The sequence below is a fragment of the Arsukibacterium indicum genome (genome assembly GCF_019100565.1).
Classification (GTDB): domain Bacteria; phylum Pseudomonadota; class Gammaproteobacteria; order Enterobacterales; family Alteromonadaceae; genus Alishewanella; species Alishewanella indicum.
Genome location: NZ_JAHRID010000002.1, coordinates 90,826 through 107,874, shown reverse-complemented (window position 1 = coordinate 107,874; position 17,049 = coordinate 90,826). Strand labels below are relative to the sequence as shown.

Here is a 17,049-nt window from a genome sequence, read left to right as displayed (position 1 = left end):
GCAGAAAAACTTGCTGTCAAAGAACCCTTTTTGATGTTTAATTGGTATTACTGGTCCAATCTGATAAGCGGTTTATTGTTTTTTCTGCATCCCGAAAGGCGGTTGCGTTTTGTCAGACTGGCCGCTTTACTTTTTCGACATCAGCGTTCAGGAATAATATTATGCGGCGTTTTTCACAGGTTTTACTGATAGTCTGCTCTGGCTCCTTATTACTGGCCTGTAGTGAGCCGGCAACAACTGAGACTGAACCGCTGATCCGTCCGGTTAAATTACATCAGGTTGGCAGCGATGCCGGCGGTGCAGTGCGGCAGTTTCCAGCTGTGGTAGAGCCAACCGTGCGGGCAAACTTAACCTTCCGGGTCAGCGGCAAACTCGTTGAGCTAATGGCCCGGCCTGGTCAGCAAGTACAAAATGGCGAGTTACTGGCCAGGCTGGATGACACTGATTTCAAGTTGAAACTGGATCAGGCGCGGGCACGCTATGAGTTGGCTCAGACCCAGTTTACCCGTGCCGAACAGCTCATTGCCCAGAAACTGGTATCACAGGCGGTATTTGATGAGGCCAAAGCTCAGTTGCAAGTCGCGCAGGCTGATTTATCCACCGCAGAAACAGCCCTGAGCTATACCCTGTTACAGGCGCCTTTCGCTGGCATTATTTCCCGCTTACTGGTTGAGAACCATGAAAATATCGCAGCACAGCAACCGATAATGGAGCTGCAGGTAAGAGACCGGGTGGATGTGGTTATCCAGGTGCCGGAAGATGTCATTTCAAATGTTCGCAAAGATTTTGATTACCAGCCTGAAGTGGTGTTCGACTCCCATCCGATGTATCGCTACCGGGCCAGGATCCGCGAATGGGATACCCGTGCCGATCCGGCCACCAACAGTTTTAAAGTGGTATTCAGTATGGCGACACCAACTGAATTTAATGTGCTCTCAGGCATGACTGCGAACGTCATTGCTGAAGTCAGTAAAATTAATGCCGCTTATGTCGATGCCTTGTTTATTCCTGCCAGCGCCATTTTTATGCCGGATGATACCGCGGTAAATCAACAGCAGAGCTATGTCTGGATATATAATCCTGACAATGGCCAGGTACAGCGACGTGCTGTAACGGTCAGCAGTTTAACCAGTGCCGGAGCAGCCATTACTGAAGGACTGACTGCTGGTGAGCAAGTTGTTACTGCTGGTGTCCAACAGCTGACAGAAGGACAGCAGGTAAGGCCCTGGGTGCGCGAGCGGGGACTTTAACTATGGATCTCGCCCTTTATTTTATTCGTTACCGGACGTCTTCCTGGTTGTTTGCCGCTATTTTGTTATTTGGTGGCATCGTGTCATATTCAGGATTGGGCCGGCTGGAAGATCCGCAATTTACGCTGAAACAAGCACTTATTATCACACAGTATCCGGGAGCGTCGCCTACGCAGGTTGAAGAAGAAGTCAGTTATCCGCTGGAAAATATGATCCAGCAACTGCCATACGTTAACCATGTCAGCTCCGTATCATCGGCGGGGCTGTCGCAACTGATGGTAGAGATGAAGGATACCTACCGGGCAAGAGAATTAAAGCAGATTTGGGATGAGCTGCGTCACAAGGTAAATGATTTACAACCCCAACTGCCACCTGGTGTGAAAAGCCCTCAGGTTAAAGATGATTTCGGCGATGTTTACGGTATTTTATTTGCAATAAGCGGTGATGGTTATAGTAGTGAAGAGCTAAGGGATTACGTTGACTTTTTACGTCGGGAGTTGGTGCTGGTACCAGGTGTTGGCAAGGTGGCGGTGGGTGGCGTGCAGCAGCAACAGGTTATTGTCGAAATTTCGCGGCCCCGCTTAACGGCTTTAGGTATTGCCCCCCAAACCTTATCAGCCTTGCTGCAAAGTCAGAATATGGTTGCCAATGCCGGCTCGATTAAAGTGGGGCCAGACCGGCTGCGAATTTATCCAACGGGTGAATTTGAATCGGTAGCAGAATTAGAAAGTCTGATTATCTCAAGCCCGGACTCAACAGAACTCATTTATCTGGGCGATGTGGCACGGGTTTACCGGGAGAATGCTGAGGTTCCGAACCAGCTTATCCGTTTTAATGGTCAGAATGCGCTGACCCTGGGGATTTCCTTTGCTGCCGGGGTTAATGTGGTCGACGCCGGTGAACAGGTGCAGCAACGGCTGGATACACTGGAGTACAATAAGCCGGTTGGAATAACCCTGAATACTATTTATAACCAGCCGGATGAAGTGGCGACATCGGTGAGCGGTTTTATTATGAATCTGGCGGCAGCCGTTGCCATCGTAATTGTGGTGCTGCTGCTGTTTATGGGGCTTCGCAGTGGCATTTTAATTGGGGTAATCCTGCTGCTGACGGTGTTGGGTACCTTTATTTTCATGCGGCAAATGAATATTGAATTGCAGCGGGTGTCGCTCGGCGCGCTGATCATTGCCCTTGGCATGTTAGTTGATAATGCCATTGTGATTACCGAAGGCATTTTGATTGGCATGCAACGACGCTTGAAACTGGCAGATGCAGCCAGTCTGATTGTCAGACAAACGCAGTGGCCTTTGTTAGGTGCTACCGTTATTGCTATTGCGGCATTTGCGCCTATTGGCTTATCCAGTGATGCCACAGGGGAATTTGCCGGCAGCCTGTTCTGGGTATTATTGGTATCGTTGTTACTGAGCTGGGTAACCGCAATTACCCTGACCCCATTTTTTGCCAGCCTGTTATTCAGGGACAAGCCGCAATCAGATACCAAAGCAGAGCAGCTGTATCAGGGGGCAATCTTTACCGTTTATCGTAAAGTTTTACGTTTGGCACTACAGCATCGGCTGAGCACTTATTTACTGACATTAAGTTTGCTGGTCGCAGCCGTCATCGGTTTTGGCAGCGTTAAACAGGTATTTTTTCCACCATCCAATACCCCTATTTTTCTGGTCGATTTATGGCAACCTGAAGGCACTGATATTCAGCATGCCAGTGACGACGCTGTGCGTCTGATGAATTATCTGAAGTCCCTGGATGAGGTAAGCCACGTTACCAGTACCAGTGGTCGGGGTGCCGAACGTTTTATGCTGACGTATCAGCCAGAAAAAAACTTTGCAGCATACAGTCAGCTGATTATCCGGGCCAACGATCGTGATCAACTGCCGGTATTAATGCAACAAACCCGGCAATACATAACTGAACAGCTACCCAGAGTGCAGCATAAGCTATTACGGCTTGAAGTTGGCCCATCTACGCCGGCTAAAATTGAAGCCAGGTTCAGTGGCGGCGATCCTGATGTATTACGAAAATTAGCCATGCAGGCTAAAGAAATTTTGCTGGCTGACGGCCAGGCGGTGAGTATCAGGGATAACTGGCGCGAGCGGGCAAAGGTTATCCGACCCAGGTTTAACGAAGCCATGGCCCGTAGGGCAGGGGTAAGTAAGCAGGATATTGATGACGTACTGCTGACCAGCATGTCCGGTCGTACCGTAGGTATTTATCGTGACGGCACCCATTTGCTGCCTATTGTTGCCAGATCACCATTGGCCGAGCGGGATAATCTGGACGCTTTATACGATTTGCAGGTATATAGCAACAAATTGCAGCGATATGTGCCGATAACCCAGGTTGTTACTGGTTTTGATTTAGTCTGGGAAGATGCACAAATTCAGCGCCGTGACCGTAAAAGAACCATTACCGTTATGGCAGATCACGATACGCTATCTGACGACACAGCTTCGGCACTGCAAGCCAGAGTACAGGCGCAGATAGAGGCGATCCCTCTGCCAACCGGATATTTTCTTAGCTGGGGGGGGGAGTATGAAGCGCAGCAAAAGGCCCAAAAGGCGCTATTTAGCTCGCTGCCCCTGGGGTATTTAATGATGTTTGTGGTAACGGTACTGCTGTTCAACTCTTTGCGAAGTGCCCTGGTGATCTGGGCTTGTGTGCCGCTCGCCATTATTGGGGTAAGTTTTGGCTTATTACTGTTAAATGCGCCATTTGGCTTTATTGCGCTGCTGGGCTTTTTAAGCTTGTCGGGTATGCTGATAAAAAACTGTATTGTGCTGGTCGAGCAAATAAAGCTGGAGCTGAGCGAGGGCAAGGCAGCATTTGACGCAGTATTTGACAGCGCAGTTAGCCGGGTGCGGCCGGTTGCAATGGCTGCCATTACCACAATCCTGGGGATGATACCTTTACTGGGCGATGTGTTCTTTGCCAGTCTGGCGGTGGTTATCATGTTCGGCTTAGGGTTTGCGACAATCCTGACGCTGCTATTTTTGCCTGTGTTGTATTGCAGTGTCTTTAAAATAAAAACGGTGAGCTAGCAGAAGCCTTTTGCACTGCTGCAGCGCCTAATTTCTAATCCAGACGGTGGCTGAAGTTTTTCAGCTGCCGTGCTGCGCTTCCTTATTTGTCTGCTACAGTTATGTGCATAGATAGATTAAAACATTCATTTAATTAATATATTAGCTGGGGTTCTGCTTGTTTTTCCCATCGCCAATGGAATAGGTTAATGGTCTGGTTGTTGTTTTTGCATATCACGAGCCTGGTCATCTGGGCAGCATCGTTATCTGTTATGTTAATACTGATATCGCGGCCCGATGCCGGTCTGAAAAGTGACAGTAAAGTTGATACGCTGGAGCGGGTATGGTTTACCCGGCTGGCGAGCCCTGCCGGCTTGCTTGCAATTGTTAGCGGAACCGCGATATTTGCTTTTACTGGTAATTTCAGTAGTTGGTTATTGCTAAAGCTTACCCTGGTTACCGGCCTGGTATTCTGTCATGTTGGCTCTGGCTTATTGATTTTGTATAGCCACAGACCAAATGCCAGTAGTATTACCGGAAAAAGCATTGGTTTACTGGGTATCGTTTTGGCGCTGATACTGACTATTATTGTGCTGGTGCTGTTAAAACCACAACTGGAGGCATTACGATGGTTTGCCTCCTGACTGGTGCAAAGTGGCTGACCGGTATTTTACGGTTTCGCGTCTTGTTGCAGCATATCGTCAATATTCACTCCTACTGCGTATTCATATACCAGTCGGCCACCCAGATAGCCGGTAGCAATAATCAATACTCCGCTGAGCAACGACAGGTAAAGGCCTTTGGGCATGATTTGGGCCGCAGCGTCCGGCAGACGCATCAGCCAGTTAAAGGTTGCCAGCGACAGCAACATGACCGCCAGTATAGCGTGGCACCAGCCGCTGACCAGTCGTCTGATCTGGCTTACCAGCAGCAAATCCATCAGGCCGGCAGTGCTGGCCAGCCAGCCACCTATTGCACCGACACCCGACAACCACAAACTGGCACGGGCCCAGAATGGATCGGTGCTGTACATATAAGCCAAATCTGTGGCAATCAGTCCGAGCAGTGCCGCGACCGGAAAATGAATAAGTCCCGGATGAACTGGATGGCCAAACACCTTGATTTGGCTGATGATGGGTTCCATCGACATGTTGTACCTCCGCAAATTTCAACGTGGCTTTCAAAGCGGTTCTCGAAGTGGTTCTTTAGGTGGCTTTCAGCGGCAGTACTTCGTTGTCCCGGTAAGTTATTAAAGCACAGTGTAGCAGTATTCTGGTCAGCTATCCTGTTGCTGACTGTCAGCGGTTGCAGTGGGCCTTTTTCCAGTCTGGACCCTCAAGGGCCGGCAGCGGCTGAGGTAGCCTGGCTGTGGTGGCTGATGTTTGGTTTTTTCAGTCTGGTGTTGCTAGCTGTGATAGCGCTATGGCACTACGCTATTAAGCGACGGGCTAACGATATGGCAGAAAGCAGCGTTGTCAGCGGCTGGATTATTTGGGGAGGATTGGTGTTGCCGTCCGTTAGTATTATTGTGCTGCTGATAGCCGGTGTGCCGGTGGGGCAAAGAATGATACCGCTGCCAGCGGACAATGCCATGCAAATTGATATTACCGGCCATCAGTGGTACTGGCAGGTAAATTATCCGGAGCATAATATTCAACTGACAGATACGCTGCATATTCCTGTCAATACAGTGGTTCATCTGCAGTTACACAGTGCTGATGTTATTCACTCATTCTGGGTGCCGAGGCTCGGGGTTAAGCTCGACCTGATACCCGGGCGCAAAAATGTTCTTAAACTGGAGGCATCCGCATCAGGTACTTATCGCGGTCAATGCGCTGAATATTGCGGTGTTGGTCATGCTCATATGCAATTTACCGTGATAGCCCATGAACCAGCTGATTTTGCCGGGTGGTTGGAAAATGCCGGTAGGTCGGGTCTTGAGCAACAGGAGAAAGTGAAAGATGACTGACACCAGGCAGGGCCAGGCAGAGTTAGCCAGTAAACTTGGCCGGGTTTGGGCCAACTTGCCAGGCTTGGGCAGTCTGGCCGCCGTAAACCATGGCACCATAGGCCTGCGCTTTATGGTTACCGGTATGGTGTTTTTTCTGGTGGGTGGCGTGCTGGCAATGTTGTTACGAACCCAGCTGGCGCTGCCTGAGCAGGATATAATCAATGCTGAAACCTATGGCCAGCTGTTTAGCATGCACGGCACTGTCATGATGTTTTTATTTGCTATTCCGGTGCTGGAAGGGTTGGCAATTTATTTAATTCCGAAAATGATTGGCGCCCGCGATTTGGTGTTTCCGCGGCTCAGCGCCTTGGGTTATTACTGCTATCTGTTTGGTGGCATTATTATTATGACCAGCTTGTTGCTTGGGATAGCACCTGCTTCCGGCTGGTTTATGTATACCCCGCTTAGCAGCAGTGAGTTTGCTCCCGGTCCGGGTTCAGATTTCTGGCTGCTGGGAATTACTTTTGTTGAAATATCGGCGATGGCAGCCGGTATAGAGCTCACAGTATCCATTCTATGCAGCAGGGCCAAAGGTATGACACTGAGCCGGATGCCGCTGTTTTGCTGGTACATTCTGGTGATGGCGCTGATGATTGTGTTTGGTTTTCCGCCGTTAATTCTGGCCAGTATTCTGCTTGAGCTGGAGCGTGCTGCTGGTATGCCATTTTTTACCGTGGCCGCGGGAGGCGATCCGCTGCTGTGGCAGCATTTGTTCTGGCTGTTTGGTCATCCCGAGGTTTACATTATTTTTCTGCCGGCAGCGGGTATTGTTTCAACCCTGATCCCGGTTTTCAGTGGCCGGCCTATTGTTGGCTATCGCTGGATAGTCATTGCCATTATTTTAACCGGCTTTATCAGCTTCGGCCTTTGGGTGCATCATATGTTTACTGTGGGCATTCCGCAGCTGGCTCAGGCCTTTTTTTCTATCGCCAGCATGCTGGTGGCAATACCTACGGCAATTCAGGTTTTCGCCTGGCTGGCGACGTTATGGCGCGGTAAGGTGGTATTCCGGCTACCAATGCTATGGATCAGTGGCTTTCTGGTGATTTTTGTCTGTGGTGGATTAACCGGGGTAATGCTGGCGCTGGTACCGTTTAACTGGCAAGTCCATGACACCCACTTTGTCGTCGCCCATATGCACTACGTATTGGTGGGAGGGATGTTTTTCCCATTAATTGCCGGGCTGTATTACTGGTTGCCGTTGGTTTCCGGCCGGATGCCCTCAGCAGTAGTAGGCCGTTGGGGTTTCTGGCTGACGTTTGGTGGCTTTAACATGACTTTTTTATTGATGCACCTGACCGGTTTGCTCGGCATGCCGCGGCGGGTGTATACCTATGAATCCGGAGTAGGCTGGGATAGTTTGAACCTGTTATCATCAATTGGTGGGTTTATTATGGCAATAGGGGTGGCGTTAGTGTTGCTGGACCTGTTGCTGCATTTCTGGTTTGGCAAACGCGCCAGCGCCAATCCGTGGCAGGCCGACACCCTGGAATGGGCGTTGGATATGCCGCCGGCACAGTATAACTTCGCCAGTTTACCCTCGGTAAGCAGCCGCCAGCCGCTGTGGCGGGATCCACAACTGGCTGAGCGCATCAGAACAGGCCAGGAGGGCCTGGCTGATGCTGACAGTGGTTTGCGTGAAACTTACGGCACCTCACCGGTCAGTGCCCAGTTGCAGAAAGTGCTGCAGCTGCCGGGTAATTCGTGGTGGCCTTTATACAGTGCATTGGCCCTGGCGGTCGTGTGTATTTGCCTGCTTTGTCGTTGGTATCCTATTGCATTGTCTGGCTTTGTTGTGGCAATCGTACTGCTGCTACGCTGGAGCTGGGAGAATGGCGGCCATCCGCTAGCGGCCCCGCAGTCAGCGTCACGCCCCTCATCTCTACCTTATGAATCCCGCACCATTGATGGCCCGGGACGCTGGGGGATGATTGTTACCTTACTGGCGAATGGTTCGCTTTACATGTCACTGTTGTTCGGCTGGTTTTATTTGTGGACCGCTGCGCCGCAATGGACGGCACCTGACCAGGGGCCCATATCGGTCTGGTGGCTGAGTTGGGGCGGGCTGGCAGCGTGTGTCAGTGTCTGGTTTTTCAATAAACTATGCCAGCGCCTGGCAGAGGGTGATGACAGACACTTACAACAAAAGCTGTGGTTAAGCGCCGCGTTTGGCATGCTGCATTTCGTGGTCCTGTTGTTGCTGTTTATCAGCGCAGCACTGGATTATCGCAATAACGCCCATGATGCGGTATTGACAGTTGTGCTGTTATACCTGCTTGGCCATGCGGCACTGGCAATAGTATTAACAGGGCTTCAGGCACTGAGAGTTGGCCGCGGTTATGTCAGTGTCAGCTTGCCCTACGAGCCGCAGGTTATTAAGCCATTGTGGTTTTACTATCTGGCGGTGTACTGGCTAAGTTTGGCGCTGTTTTTTATCTTACCTCTGGGATGGGGGAGTCAGTTTTGAGCCGTTATTCCTGGTTTGCCCCCTGTCATCCTGCTCAGCTGGTTTTCGGCCTGACAATCTGGAGTATCTGGTTTGTGGCAATGTATGCCGGCTTATCCGTCGCCTGCCAGTTGGCGGCACCTGCTTCTGAGCAGGGAGCTGTTAACTGGCTTAATGCCAGCTTATTTTTATTAACGTTATTGGTGCTAGCCGTACTGCTGGCGCTGGCCTGGCGGACGTGGCGCGCTTGCCTGCAGCAGCGGAAAGATAAAAATACTGGTGGTGTTAAACATTTTACCGGCTATGTCAGCACCGTATTGTATCTTGCTTCCGCCATAGCAACGCTTGCCGGCGGCCTGCCGGTACTGGTATTTGCGCCATGCAGTTAACAGCACGACGGTTAATCATCAATGCAACGTTAGTGTTGCTTGGCGCTATCAGCTTACCAGTGCAGGCGCACAACCCGCTGCAAAGCGACGGTGCCACATTCTGGGCCGCCTTGGTGGCCGTGGTTATGCTGGCCCTGTTCTGGCTGGTTTATATTCTGGGTAGCATTAAAAGACCACCGCTACTTTGGCGCGCGTTGTTATTTCATGCTGGCTGCCTGTTGTGCGGTTATGCTGCTATCGGACCACTGGATCAGTTGGCAGAAACCAGTGCCAGCGCCCATATGGTGCAGCATATGATGTTTATGGTGGTTATTACCCCGATGTGGGCGCTGAGTCTGCCGTTGCCGCAATTTGCTGCGGCAACCGGGCGCTGGGGCCGGCTGGTCTGGCAGCCGCTACTGAAACTGAGCGCTTATCCACTGAGCCTGGCTTATCTGCATGCCGCTATGGTCTGGTTCTGGCATACCCCACGTTTTTATGTGCTGGCACTGGAGCACCCGTGGTGGCATTTAGTGGAGCATTTCTGTTTTATATTTACTGCGGCGATGTTGTGGTTGGCTGCATTAAGTAGCAACGAGCGTAGTCGCAGCTGGGCATTGCTGGCCTTACTGTTTACCTTGATGCAAACCGGATTTCTGGGCGCTATTCTGACTTTTGCCGATACATTACTGTATTATCCCAGTCATCAGCTGGCTGATCAGCAACTGGCCGGCTTACTGATGTGGGTACCGGGTGGGCTGCCATACCTGGTTGCTGCTGCCTGGCTCGGGTATCGCTGGCTACGAACTAATGCCGATAGTAACCAAAGCCCCGCTATTGACCGATAAAAAAGCCCCGCCAATTTGCACTGGCGGGGCTTTTGATAAAGCGCTTACTGCTTAGTTTTTAGCAGCAGCGGCTTTCTTTTCTTTTTCTTTGGCAATTACAGCGTCTGCTACGTTGGTCGGACACGGTGCGTAGTGTGAGAACTCCATAGAGAACTGACCGCGGCCTGAAGTCATGGTACGCAGGGTACTGATATAACCAAACATTTCTGATAGTGGTACGTCAGCTTTGATACGTACGCCAGTTACACCCGCTTCCTGACCAGAGATCATACCGCGGCGACGGTTTAAGTCACCGATTACATCACCTACGTGATCTTCCGGGGTAAACACGTCAACTTTCATGATTGGCTCAAGCAGTTGTGCACCGGCTTTTGGCATGGTCTGACGGAATGCGCCTTTAGCAGCGATTTCAAACGCGATAGCTGATGAGTCAACAGCGTGGAAACCACCGTCGAATACTTCAACTTCCACGTCTAATACCGGGAAGCCAGCCAGGGTACCGGTAGCCATCATTGATTCGAAACCTTTCTCGATAGCCGGTAAGAACTCTTTTGGAACGCTACCACCAACTACGGTTGATTTGAAGGTGAAGCCTGAGTTTTGCTCGCCCGGACGAATACGGTAATCGATTTTACCGAACTGACCTGAACCACCAGATTGTTTTTTGTGGGTGTAGCTGTCTTCCACTTCACGGGTAATAGTTTCGCGGTAAGCAACCTGAGGCTGGCCTACTACTAACTCAACGCCATAAGTACGCTTCAGAATATCTACTTTGATATCCAGGTGTAATTCACCCATACCTTTAAGGATGGTTTCACCTGAGTCAACATCAGTTTCAACCCGGAATGTCGGGTCTTCAGCTACCATTTTACCGATAGCGATACCCATCTTCTCTACTGAACCTTTGTCTTTTGGCGTAACAGAGATAGAAATTACCGGCTCTGGGAATACCATTGGTTCAAGGGTACAAGGGTGCTTCGGATCACACAGGGTGTGGCCGGTCTGGGTGTTGTTCTTCATACCTACCAGAGCGATGATGTCACCGGCCTGGGCTGACGTCAGGTCAATACGGTCGTTGGCGTACATTTCAACCATACGGCCGATACGCTCGGTTTTGCCGGTGAAAGAGTTCAGGATGGTGTCACCCTTGTTCAGAACACCAGAGTAGATCCGGATAAAGGTCAGAGCGCCAAACCGGTCATCCATGATTTTGAATGCTAAAGCACGGAACGGCTCGTCAGCTGACACGATAGCGTGCTGGCCAGTCTCGTTACCTTCTTCGTCAGTCAGTGGCTGAGGAATAACTTCAGTTGGTGACGGTAAGTATTCAACAACAGCATCCAGCAATAACTGCATACCTTTGTTTTTGAAAGCAGAACCACAGTAAGTAGGGAAGAACGCCAGGTCGCGGCAACCTTTACGGATACAACGCTTAACGTCATCAACTGAAGGCTCTTCGCCATCCATATATGCCATTAACAGGTCGTCGTCCTGCTCTAGCGCAGTTTCGATCAGCTGTTGACGATACATTTCAACGTCGTCAGCCATGTCAGCTGGTACATCGGTAGTGGTATAGTTTTCTGGCTGGCCAGATTCATCCCATACGTAAGCTTGTTTGGTTAACAGGTCTACCACACCTTTAAAGGTGTCTTCGCGGCCAATAGGCAACGTCATGATTAACGGGTTAGCACCCAGTACTTTTTTAACCTGCTCGGTAACACGGATAAAGTCAGCACCAATCCGGTCCAGCTTGTTAACGAAAATAAGACGTGATACTTCAGCATCGTTCGCGTAGCGCCAGTTGGTTTCAGACTGAGGTTCAACACCGCCTGAACCACAGAATACACCGATACCACCATCTAATACTTTCAGTGAACGATATACTTCAACGGTGAAGTCAACGTGGCCCGGGGTATCGATTACGTTAAAACGGTGGCCTTTCCAGAAACAGCTTACGGCTGCTGACTGAATAGTAATACCGCGCTCAGCTTCCTGTTCCATAAAGTCAGTGGTTGATTCACCTTCGTGAACTTCACCTAACTTATGAATTTTACCGGTCAGTTTAAGGATACGCTCGGTAGTAGTGGTTTTGCCGGCATCAACGTGGGCGAAGATACCAATGTTTCTGTATAAGGATAAATCTGCTGACATAGTAATCTCAATAAGCTAGGGTTTGAAAATAGTGCGACAATATACAGGATTTTAAAAAGATTTGCAGAGAAAAAATGTTGTCGGTCGCTAATTTTTTATCCATGCTGTCAATGCAGCCTGACAGAAGATTTTAAATCAGCAACCCCTTAATAAGGAGTTACTATGAAAACGCTTTGCAGCCTGATGTTTCTGATCTGCTCATTCACCTTAGCCGCCAACAGCAGTTTACCCGCTACCCGGCATATTGCGGTACAGGGTACGGCTGAACTAACTACCACACCAGATATTGCTGTTATTTCAATGGAAGTTACCAGTATGCAAAAAACTGCACTGGACGCTAAAGCTGACGTTGATAAGCGGGTCAATACGTTACTGGACGGGCTGAATGATTTTGCCGTTAAAACCGACGATGTTACTGCCAGCAACCTGCTAACCGAGCCAGAGTATATTTATACCGACGGCAATCAGCAGCAACTCGTCGGTTATCGTGCCAATCGCTCGTTGAAGTTAAAATTGACTAATCTTGAGCAGCTTAATCAATTGCTTGATTTCGCATTAAGCGTTCGTATAGACGAAGTACAGGACATTCAGTTGCAGTCTTCTAAAGCTGATGAGTTGCGTAAACAAGTTACAGCAATGGCCGCAGAAAATGCTAAAGCCAATGGTAAAGCGCTGGCCAATGCCTTTGATGCCAGGCTGGGCAGAATTTACAGTATTAATTCCAACAGCCAGCGGCAACGTGGCGGCTATGAGATGATCCAGGTAACCGGTGCCAGACTAAATGCCGCCGATGCGGCGCCCGGCCGTTATTTACAAGCAACGGTAAGCTTCAATAGCACGGTTGATGCAGTATTTGAGTTGTCGGTTAATTAAAGATGCTGAACATTGTTGCGGGCAGGCTGGAATCGCAAGCGGTTATCCAATTACTGCAGGGCCACTTAGACGATATGTATGCAACCTCGCCACCTGAAAGTGTCCATGCGCTGGATATCAGTAAACTACAAACACCAGGTATTCGTTTCTGGAGTGCCTGGCAGGGTGATGCTTTAGTGGGCTGTGTGGCGTTAAAGCAGCACAGTGCCCAGATGGCCGAGATTAAATCAATGCGAACGGCGCCAGAGGCGCGGGGGCAGGGTGTAGGGCGCGCCTTATTGCAGTTTTTGCTTGGGCAAGCCAAGCATAGCGGTATTCGTCAGCTTTATCTTGAAACGGTTTCAATGGACTTTTTCCTGCCAGCCCGCAATTTATACCAAAGCGCTGGCTTTAAGTTTTGTGGCCCTTTTGCTGATTACCCGGATGACCCGAATAGCATGTTCATGATTAAGGAATTGGAGTATTAGGTTATGAAAAGGGAACGACTGGTATTTCCGGTACAACGCCAGTTGGAAGCCTATAACGCCAAAGATCTTGCCGCCTTTATTGCCTGCTACCATCCGGAATCACCTTTTGGTTTAAGCAACTGATTTTTTGCAGCAAACTACGACTCGATTGAGCGGGCGAAGTCAGGCATCTCCGAGTACAATGAGATATTTTATAACCGTGTCCGTAGACACTCAACAATTAGCTATGTCAGCCCGGCAGAGTAAGAGCGCAAATGCGCATAACCAGAAGTCTACTTTTTATGGGTAAGAACACGTCAGCTTTGCTAACTACCGAATTATTAGGCTATGGCCGTGCTGCAGGGTCACCACAGCAACATAATCAAGCCGCCTGCAATCATAAACAGGTTTTCAGACAGCGATACAAACCCAAGCGGTACATTGCTGTCACCACCAACGCAGGCACACTTCAGCTCCCGTTTATCGACATAAACCGCTTTTATTACCGAGATAGCACCCACAGTGCCAATAAAAAGTGAAAACGGTGCAACCGCTAGTGCCGGCAATTGCGCAATCATACCGATCCCGGCATAGGCCTCGATAAATGGATAAATATAACCGTATCGCAGCCATTTCATCGCCAGTAAATCATAGGTGATAAACGAGTTTGTAAAACTGTATAAGTCTTTAAGTTTTTGCACTGCCAGCATGGTCATTGAAAACGCGATAAACAGCATTAAGGTGCGGATTGAAATATAATCGCCTGATACAAAATACTGGAAGGCGATTGTTAGTAAGGCAGCGACAGCAAATATTGCAATAACCGGAGTATAGGTGGTACCGGTTTGACCGGCTTCGCCCTTGCCAAAATAGTCACGCAAATCGTCATAACCGCCGATGCGGTTGTCATCAATAAATGTCTGGGGAGTGGTTTTTACCCCATGCTTTTCTTTAAACCTGTCAGTTTCTTCCCTGGTTCTGAGTTTGTGGTCTTCAACCTTGAAACCTTGTCGTTCTAACAGGTCTTTTGAACGCAAGCCATAGGGGCAAATATGTTGATCGGTTACCATCCGATACAGTGTGGCTGTTTTACTCACTTTGAACTCCTTTAAACAATCTCCTGTAAGCTGCGACACGCCATTGTATTAGTCTGGAAAATAAAGACGATATAGCAAGTATAGCGGCGCCAGCCAGCGCCGCTGGTAAAAGTTTCAAGCGTTACTCAATCTGTCCTCTGATTTCACCGCCGGGAAATTCCGGGGTATGGACGTTAACATAGTGACCGCCTGCGGCCAACACATCAAAAATGCTCTGGGTTAATGCGGCTTCAGCAGGAGCCATCCAACGGTTGACGTTGTCAGGGTCTTGTTCCAGACCAAGTAGCACCGGGCCGTTTTCACCGGCCACACCGGTATGAATATGCGCCATAGTGGCATCTTCCACACCTGAGGTTAGCACCTGTAGCTCCAGCCGGAAATCACTTAAGCCTACCAGCGCATAGCCGTTACCACTTGCCGTGGTGGTGACAGCAGGGACTTCCTGAGCGCCAGACAGCGGGAAGGTGATCAATGCATACTGATCGCTGGCGACAATCTGCCCCCGCAGCTCGCCACCCGGGTTGGCCGGCGTATGCACATTAACGTAATGACCACCTGAAGCCAGTACCGCCAGAATATCAGCGTCAATCATGGCACCTTCCGGGGTAGACCATTTGCCTGCATCATCGGCAGATTGCTCCAGCGCCACCAACACATCACCGTTTAAGCCAATCCGGCCGGTATGAATGTGGGCCATAGTGGCATCATCCACGCCCTCGGTCAGTGCAGTGACTTCAATAGCAAAGTTGCTGGTATTAACCAGTGCATAACCGTCACCCATTGCGGTAGTAATTACTGCCGGCACTTCCTGAGCACCACTGAGCGCAAAGGTTGCCAGCACAAAGTTATCGGTAACAATCTGGCCACGCAGTTCACCACCCGGGTTGGCCGGGGTATGGACATTGACATAATGACCGCCAGAGGCAAGCACCGCAAATATATCCGCATCAATCATGGTATCAGCCGGAGTAACCCACTTACCGGGCTCGTCCATAACCTGCTCCAGACCGACTAATACATCGCCGTTGTTGCCGATACGACCAGTATGAATATGTGCCATGGTGGCATCGTCAACACCTTCAGTCAGTGCAACCAGTTCAACACTGTAGTCAGATGTATTGACCAGCGCATAGCCCATGCCGGATGCGGCGGTGGTCACGGCTGGTACTTCCTGCGCACCGCTTAAAGCAAAGGTTGCTAATACAAAGTTGTCAGTTAAAATCTGGCCGCGTAGCTCACCACCCGGGTTAGCAGGTGTATGCACATTTACATAGTGGCCGCCCGAGGCCAGTACCTGAAACGTCGCTTCATCAAGCTGGGTATCTTCCGGGGTCATCCAGGTACCCAAATCATCTGCAGATTGCACCAGACCAACCAATACATCACCGTTATTACCAATACGACCGGTATGGATATGGGCCATGGTAGCATCATCAACGCCTGTTGTTACGGCTACCACCTCTACCATGTAATCGTCAGTATTAACCAGGGCATAGCCGTCGCCTGCTGCCTGGGTTTGTACCATTGGCACTTCCTGTTTGCCCGATAACGGGAATGTTGCCAGCACAAAATTATCGGTAATAATCTGCCCTCTGAGCTCACCGCCCGGGTTAGCAGGGGTGTGGACATTAACATAGTGACCGCCACCTGCCAGCACGTTAAAGGTCGCTTCATCGATCATGGTATCAGCTGGTATAACCCAAACCCCGTCTTCCTCAGCGGCTTCAAGTGCCACCAGCACATCGCCGTTGGTGCCAATTCTGCCGGTATGAATATGCGCCATAGTGGCATCATCTGCACCCATGGTCCGGACAGTAAGAGTAAGATCATAATCAGTTTGATCCACGGCAGCATAAGCAAAACCCGTGGCAGCGGTATCTACCGCAGGTACTTCCTGTTGGCCGGATAATGGAAAAGTAATGATGACTGTATTTTCATTGACAATCTGACCGCGTATCTCGCCGTCCGGGTACTCGGTGGTATGGACATTGATGTACCATTCGCCATTTTGCAAATCAGCTATCAGAGCATCACTTACCTCAGTTTCGGCAATTGTATACACACCGTTGCTACCGGCACTAAATTCAAAAGCAACGTCACCATTAAATCCTAAATCACCATCGTGAATATGCGCGGCTTGAACATTTGCAACATCAGACAAGTCCATACTGGCCCGGATTTGCCTTAAATCGGTGTCTAGCTCTACCGTGGCTGATGCCATTTGAATTGAGTCAACATTTGGCACCTGCTGCATACCAGACAAGTTGACTTCAAAGGTTTGGTCGGCGCTAAACACCGGTGGTGGCTCAACGATTACCTCATCATCTGAGCCATCGAAACACCCTGCCAGGACAAAGAGTGGCAATACCAGATAAAATAATTTTTTCATAACAAAACCCCTGTATTCTGGTTAAAAAAACACATTCAACATCAAAAAAATGTAACTTCAGCGGGAGTTACGAGCGACTACAGGCATTGGATGCAGCAATTTCAATTTTTATGCTGAATTTTGATTTACTAAATG

At 49.7% G+C, this 17,049-nt stretch carries 13 protein-coding genes; 9 read left to right on the top strand and 4 right to left on the bottom strand.

The window, feature by feature from the left end:
• The first annotated feature begins 161 nt into the window (after nucleotides 1-161).
• The 3 genes from KQY15_RS05025 (at nucleotide 162) to KQY15_RS05015 (ending at nucleotide 4,929) form a co-directional block, all read left to right on the top strand.
• On the top strand, nucleotides 162-1,250 hold the full coding sequence (locus tag KQY15_RS05025) for an efflux RND transporter periplasmic adaptor subunit (RefSeq protein WP_217667853.1): 1,089 nt from the start codon (nucleotides 162-164) through the stop codon (nucleotides 1,248-1,250).
• 2 nt (nucleotides 1,251-1,252) lie between these two features.
• Nucleotides 1,253-4,306 (top strand): efflux RND transporter permease subunit, encoded by a 3,054-nt coding sequence (locus KQY15_RS05020; RefSeq protein ID WP_217667851.1) that lies wholly within the window; start codon nucleotides 1,253-1,255, stop codon nucleotides 4,304-4,306.
• A 251-nt stretch (nucleotides 4,307-4,557) separates the two neighbouring features.
• Entirely contained in the window at nucleotides 4,558-4,929 is a 372-nt protein-coding gene (locus KQY15_RS05015) for a hypothetical protein (protein WP_217667849.1), read from the top strand.
• A gap of 26 nt (nucleotides 4,930-4,955) precedes the next feature.
• On the opposite strand, the gene KQY15_RS05010 is transcribed toward KQY15_RS05015, so the two are convergent.
• A complete protein-coding gene (locus KQY15_RS05010) occupies nucleotides 4,956-5,435 on the bottom strand; it encodes a DUF2231 domain-containing protein (protein ID WP_217667846.1) in 480 nt (159 codons plus the stop codon).
• A 138-nt stretch (nucleotides 5,436-5,573) separates the two neighbouring features.
• Between KQY15_RS05010 and coxB the strand changes: the two genes are divergently transcribed.
• Genes coxB through KQY15_RS04990 form a run of 4 tightly spaced genes read left to right on the top strand, consistent with a single transcriptional unit; the run spans nucleotide 5,574 to nucleotide 9,958 of the window.
• Nucleotides 5,574-6,254, top strand: coding sequence for a cytochrome c oxidase subunit II (coxB, locus tag KQY15_RS05005; RefSeq protein ID WP_254795445.1), 681 nt, complete (start codon nucleotides 5,574-5,576; stop codon nucleotides 6,252-6,254).
• Nucleotides 6,247-8,763 (top strand): cytochrome c oxidase subunit I, encoded by a 2,517-nt coding sequence (gene ctaD / locus KQY15_RS05000; RefSeq protein WP_217667842.1) that lies wholly within the window; start codon nucleotides 6,247-6,249, stop codon nucleotides 8,761-8,763. Before coxB ends, ctaD begins: the two co-directional genes overlap by 8 nt.
• Entirely contained in the window at nucleotides 8,760-9,131 is a 372-nt protein-coding gene (locus KQY15_RS04995) for a hypothetical protein (protein ID WP_217667841.1), read from the top strand. Before ctaD ends, KQY15_RS04995 begins: the two co-directional genes overlap by 4 nt.
• Nucleotides 9,122-9,958: a cytochrome c oxidase assembly protein gene (locus KQY15_RS04990; RefSeq protein WP_217667839.1), complete on the top strand. Its 837-nt coding sequence runs from the start codon at nucleotides 9,122-9,124 to the stop codon at nucleotides 9,956-9,958. Before KQY15_RS04995 ends, KQY15_RS04990 begins: the two co-directional genes overlap by 10 nt.
• Nucleotides 9,959-10,009: 51 nt before the next feature.
• Here the strand turns inward: KQY15_RS04990 and fusA are convergent, their stop codons facing one another.
• Nucleotides 10,010-12,115: an elongation factor G gene (gene fusA / locus KQY15_RS04985; RefSeq protein WP_372449312.1), complete on the bottom strand. Its 2,106-nt coding sequence runs from the start codon at nucleotides 12,113-12,115 to the stop codon at nucleotides 10,010-10,012.
• A gap of 156 nt (nucleotides 12,116-12,271) precedes the next feature.
• Here fusA and KQY15_RS04980 point away from each other — a divergent pair, with 156 nt between their 5' ends.
• Both KQY15_RS04980 and KQY15_RS04975 read left to right on the top strand, forming a co-directional pair.
• The gene (locus KQY15_RS04980) at nucleotides 12,272-12,982 is read left to right on the top strand and encodes an SIMPL domain-containing protein (RefSeq protein ID WP_217667835.1); all 711 of its coding nucleotides are present in this window, start codon (nucleotides 12,272-12,274) and stop codon (nucleotides 12,980-12,982) included.
• Between the two features lie 2 nt (nucleotides 12,983-12,984).
• Nucleotides 12,985-13,449 carry a GNAT family N-acetyltransferase gene (locus KQY15_RS04975; RefSeq protein WP_217667833.1) on the top strand — a complete coding sequence of 155 codons (465 nt, stop codon included), beginning with the start codon at nucleotides 12,985-12,987 and terminating at the stop codon, nucleotides 13,447-13,449.
• 344 nt (nucleotides 13,450-13,793) lie between these two features.
• Here KQY15_RS04975 and KQY15_RS04970 read toward each other — a convergent pair whose 3' ends face one another.
• Nucleotides 13,794-14,525 (bottom strand): MauE/DoxX family redox-associated membrane protein, encoded by a 732-nt coding sequence (locus KQY15_RS04970; RefSeq protein ID WP_217667831.1) that lies wholly within the window; start codon nucleotides 14,523-14,525, stop codon nucleotides 13,794-13,796.
• A 121-nt stretch (nucleotides 14,526-14,646) separates the two neighbouring features.
• The gene (locus KQY15_RS04965; RefSeq protein ID WP_217667829.1) at nucleotides 14,647-16,914 is read right to left on the bottom strand and encodes a CHRD domain-containing protein; all 2,268 of its coding nucleotides are present in this window, start codon (nucleotides 16,912-16,914) and stop codon (nucleotides 14,647-14,649) included.
• Nucleotides 16,915-17,049: the final 135 nt, after the last annotated feature.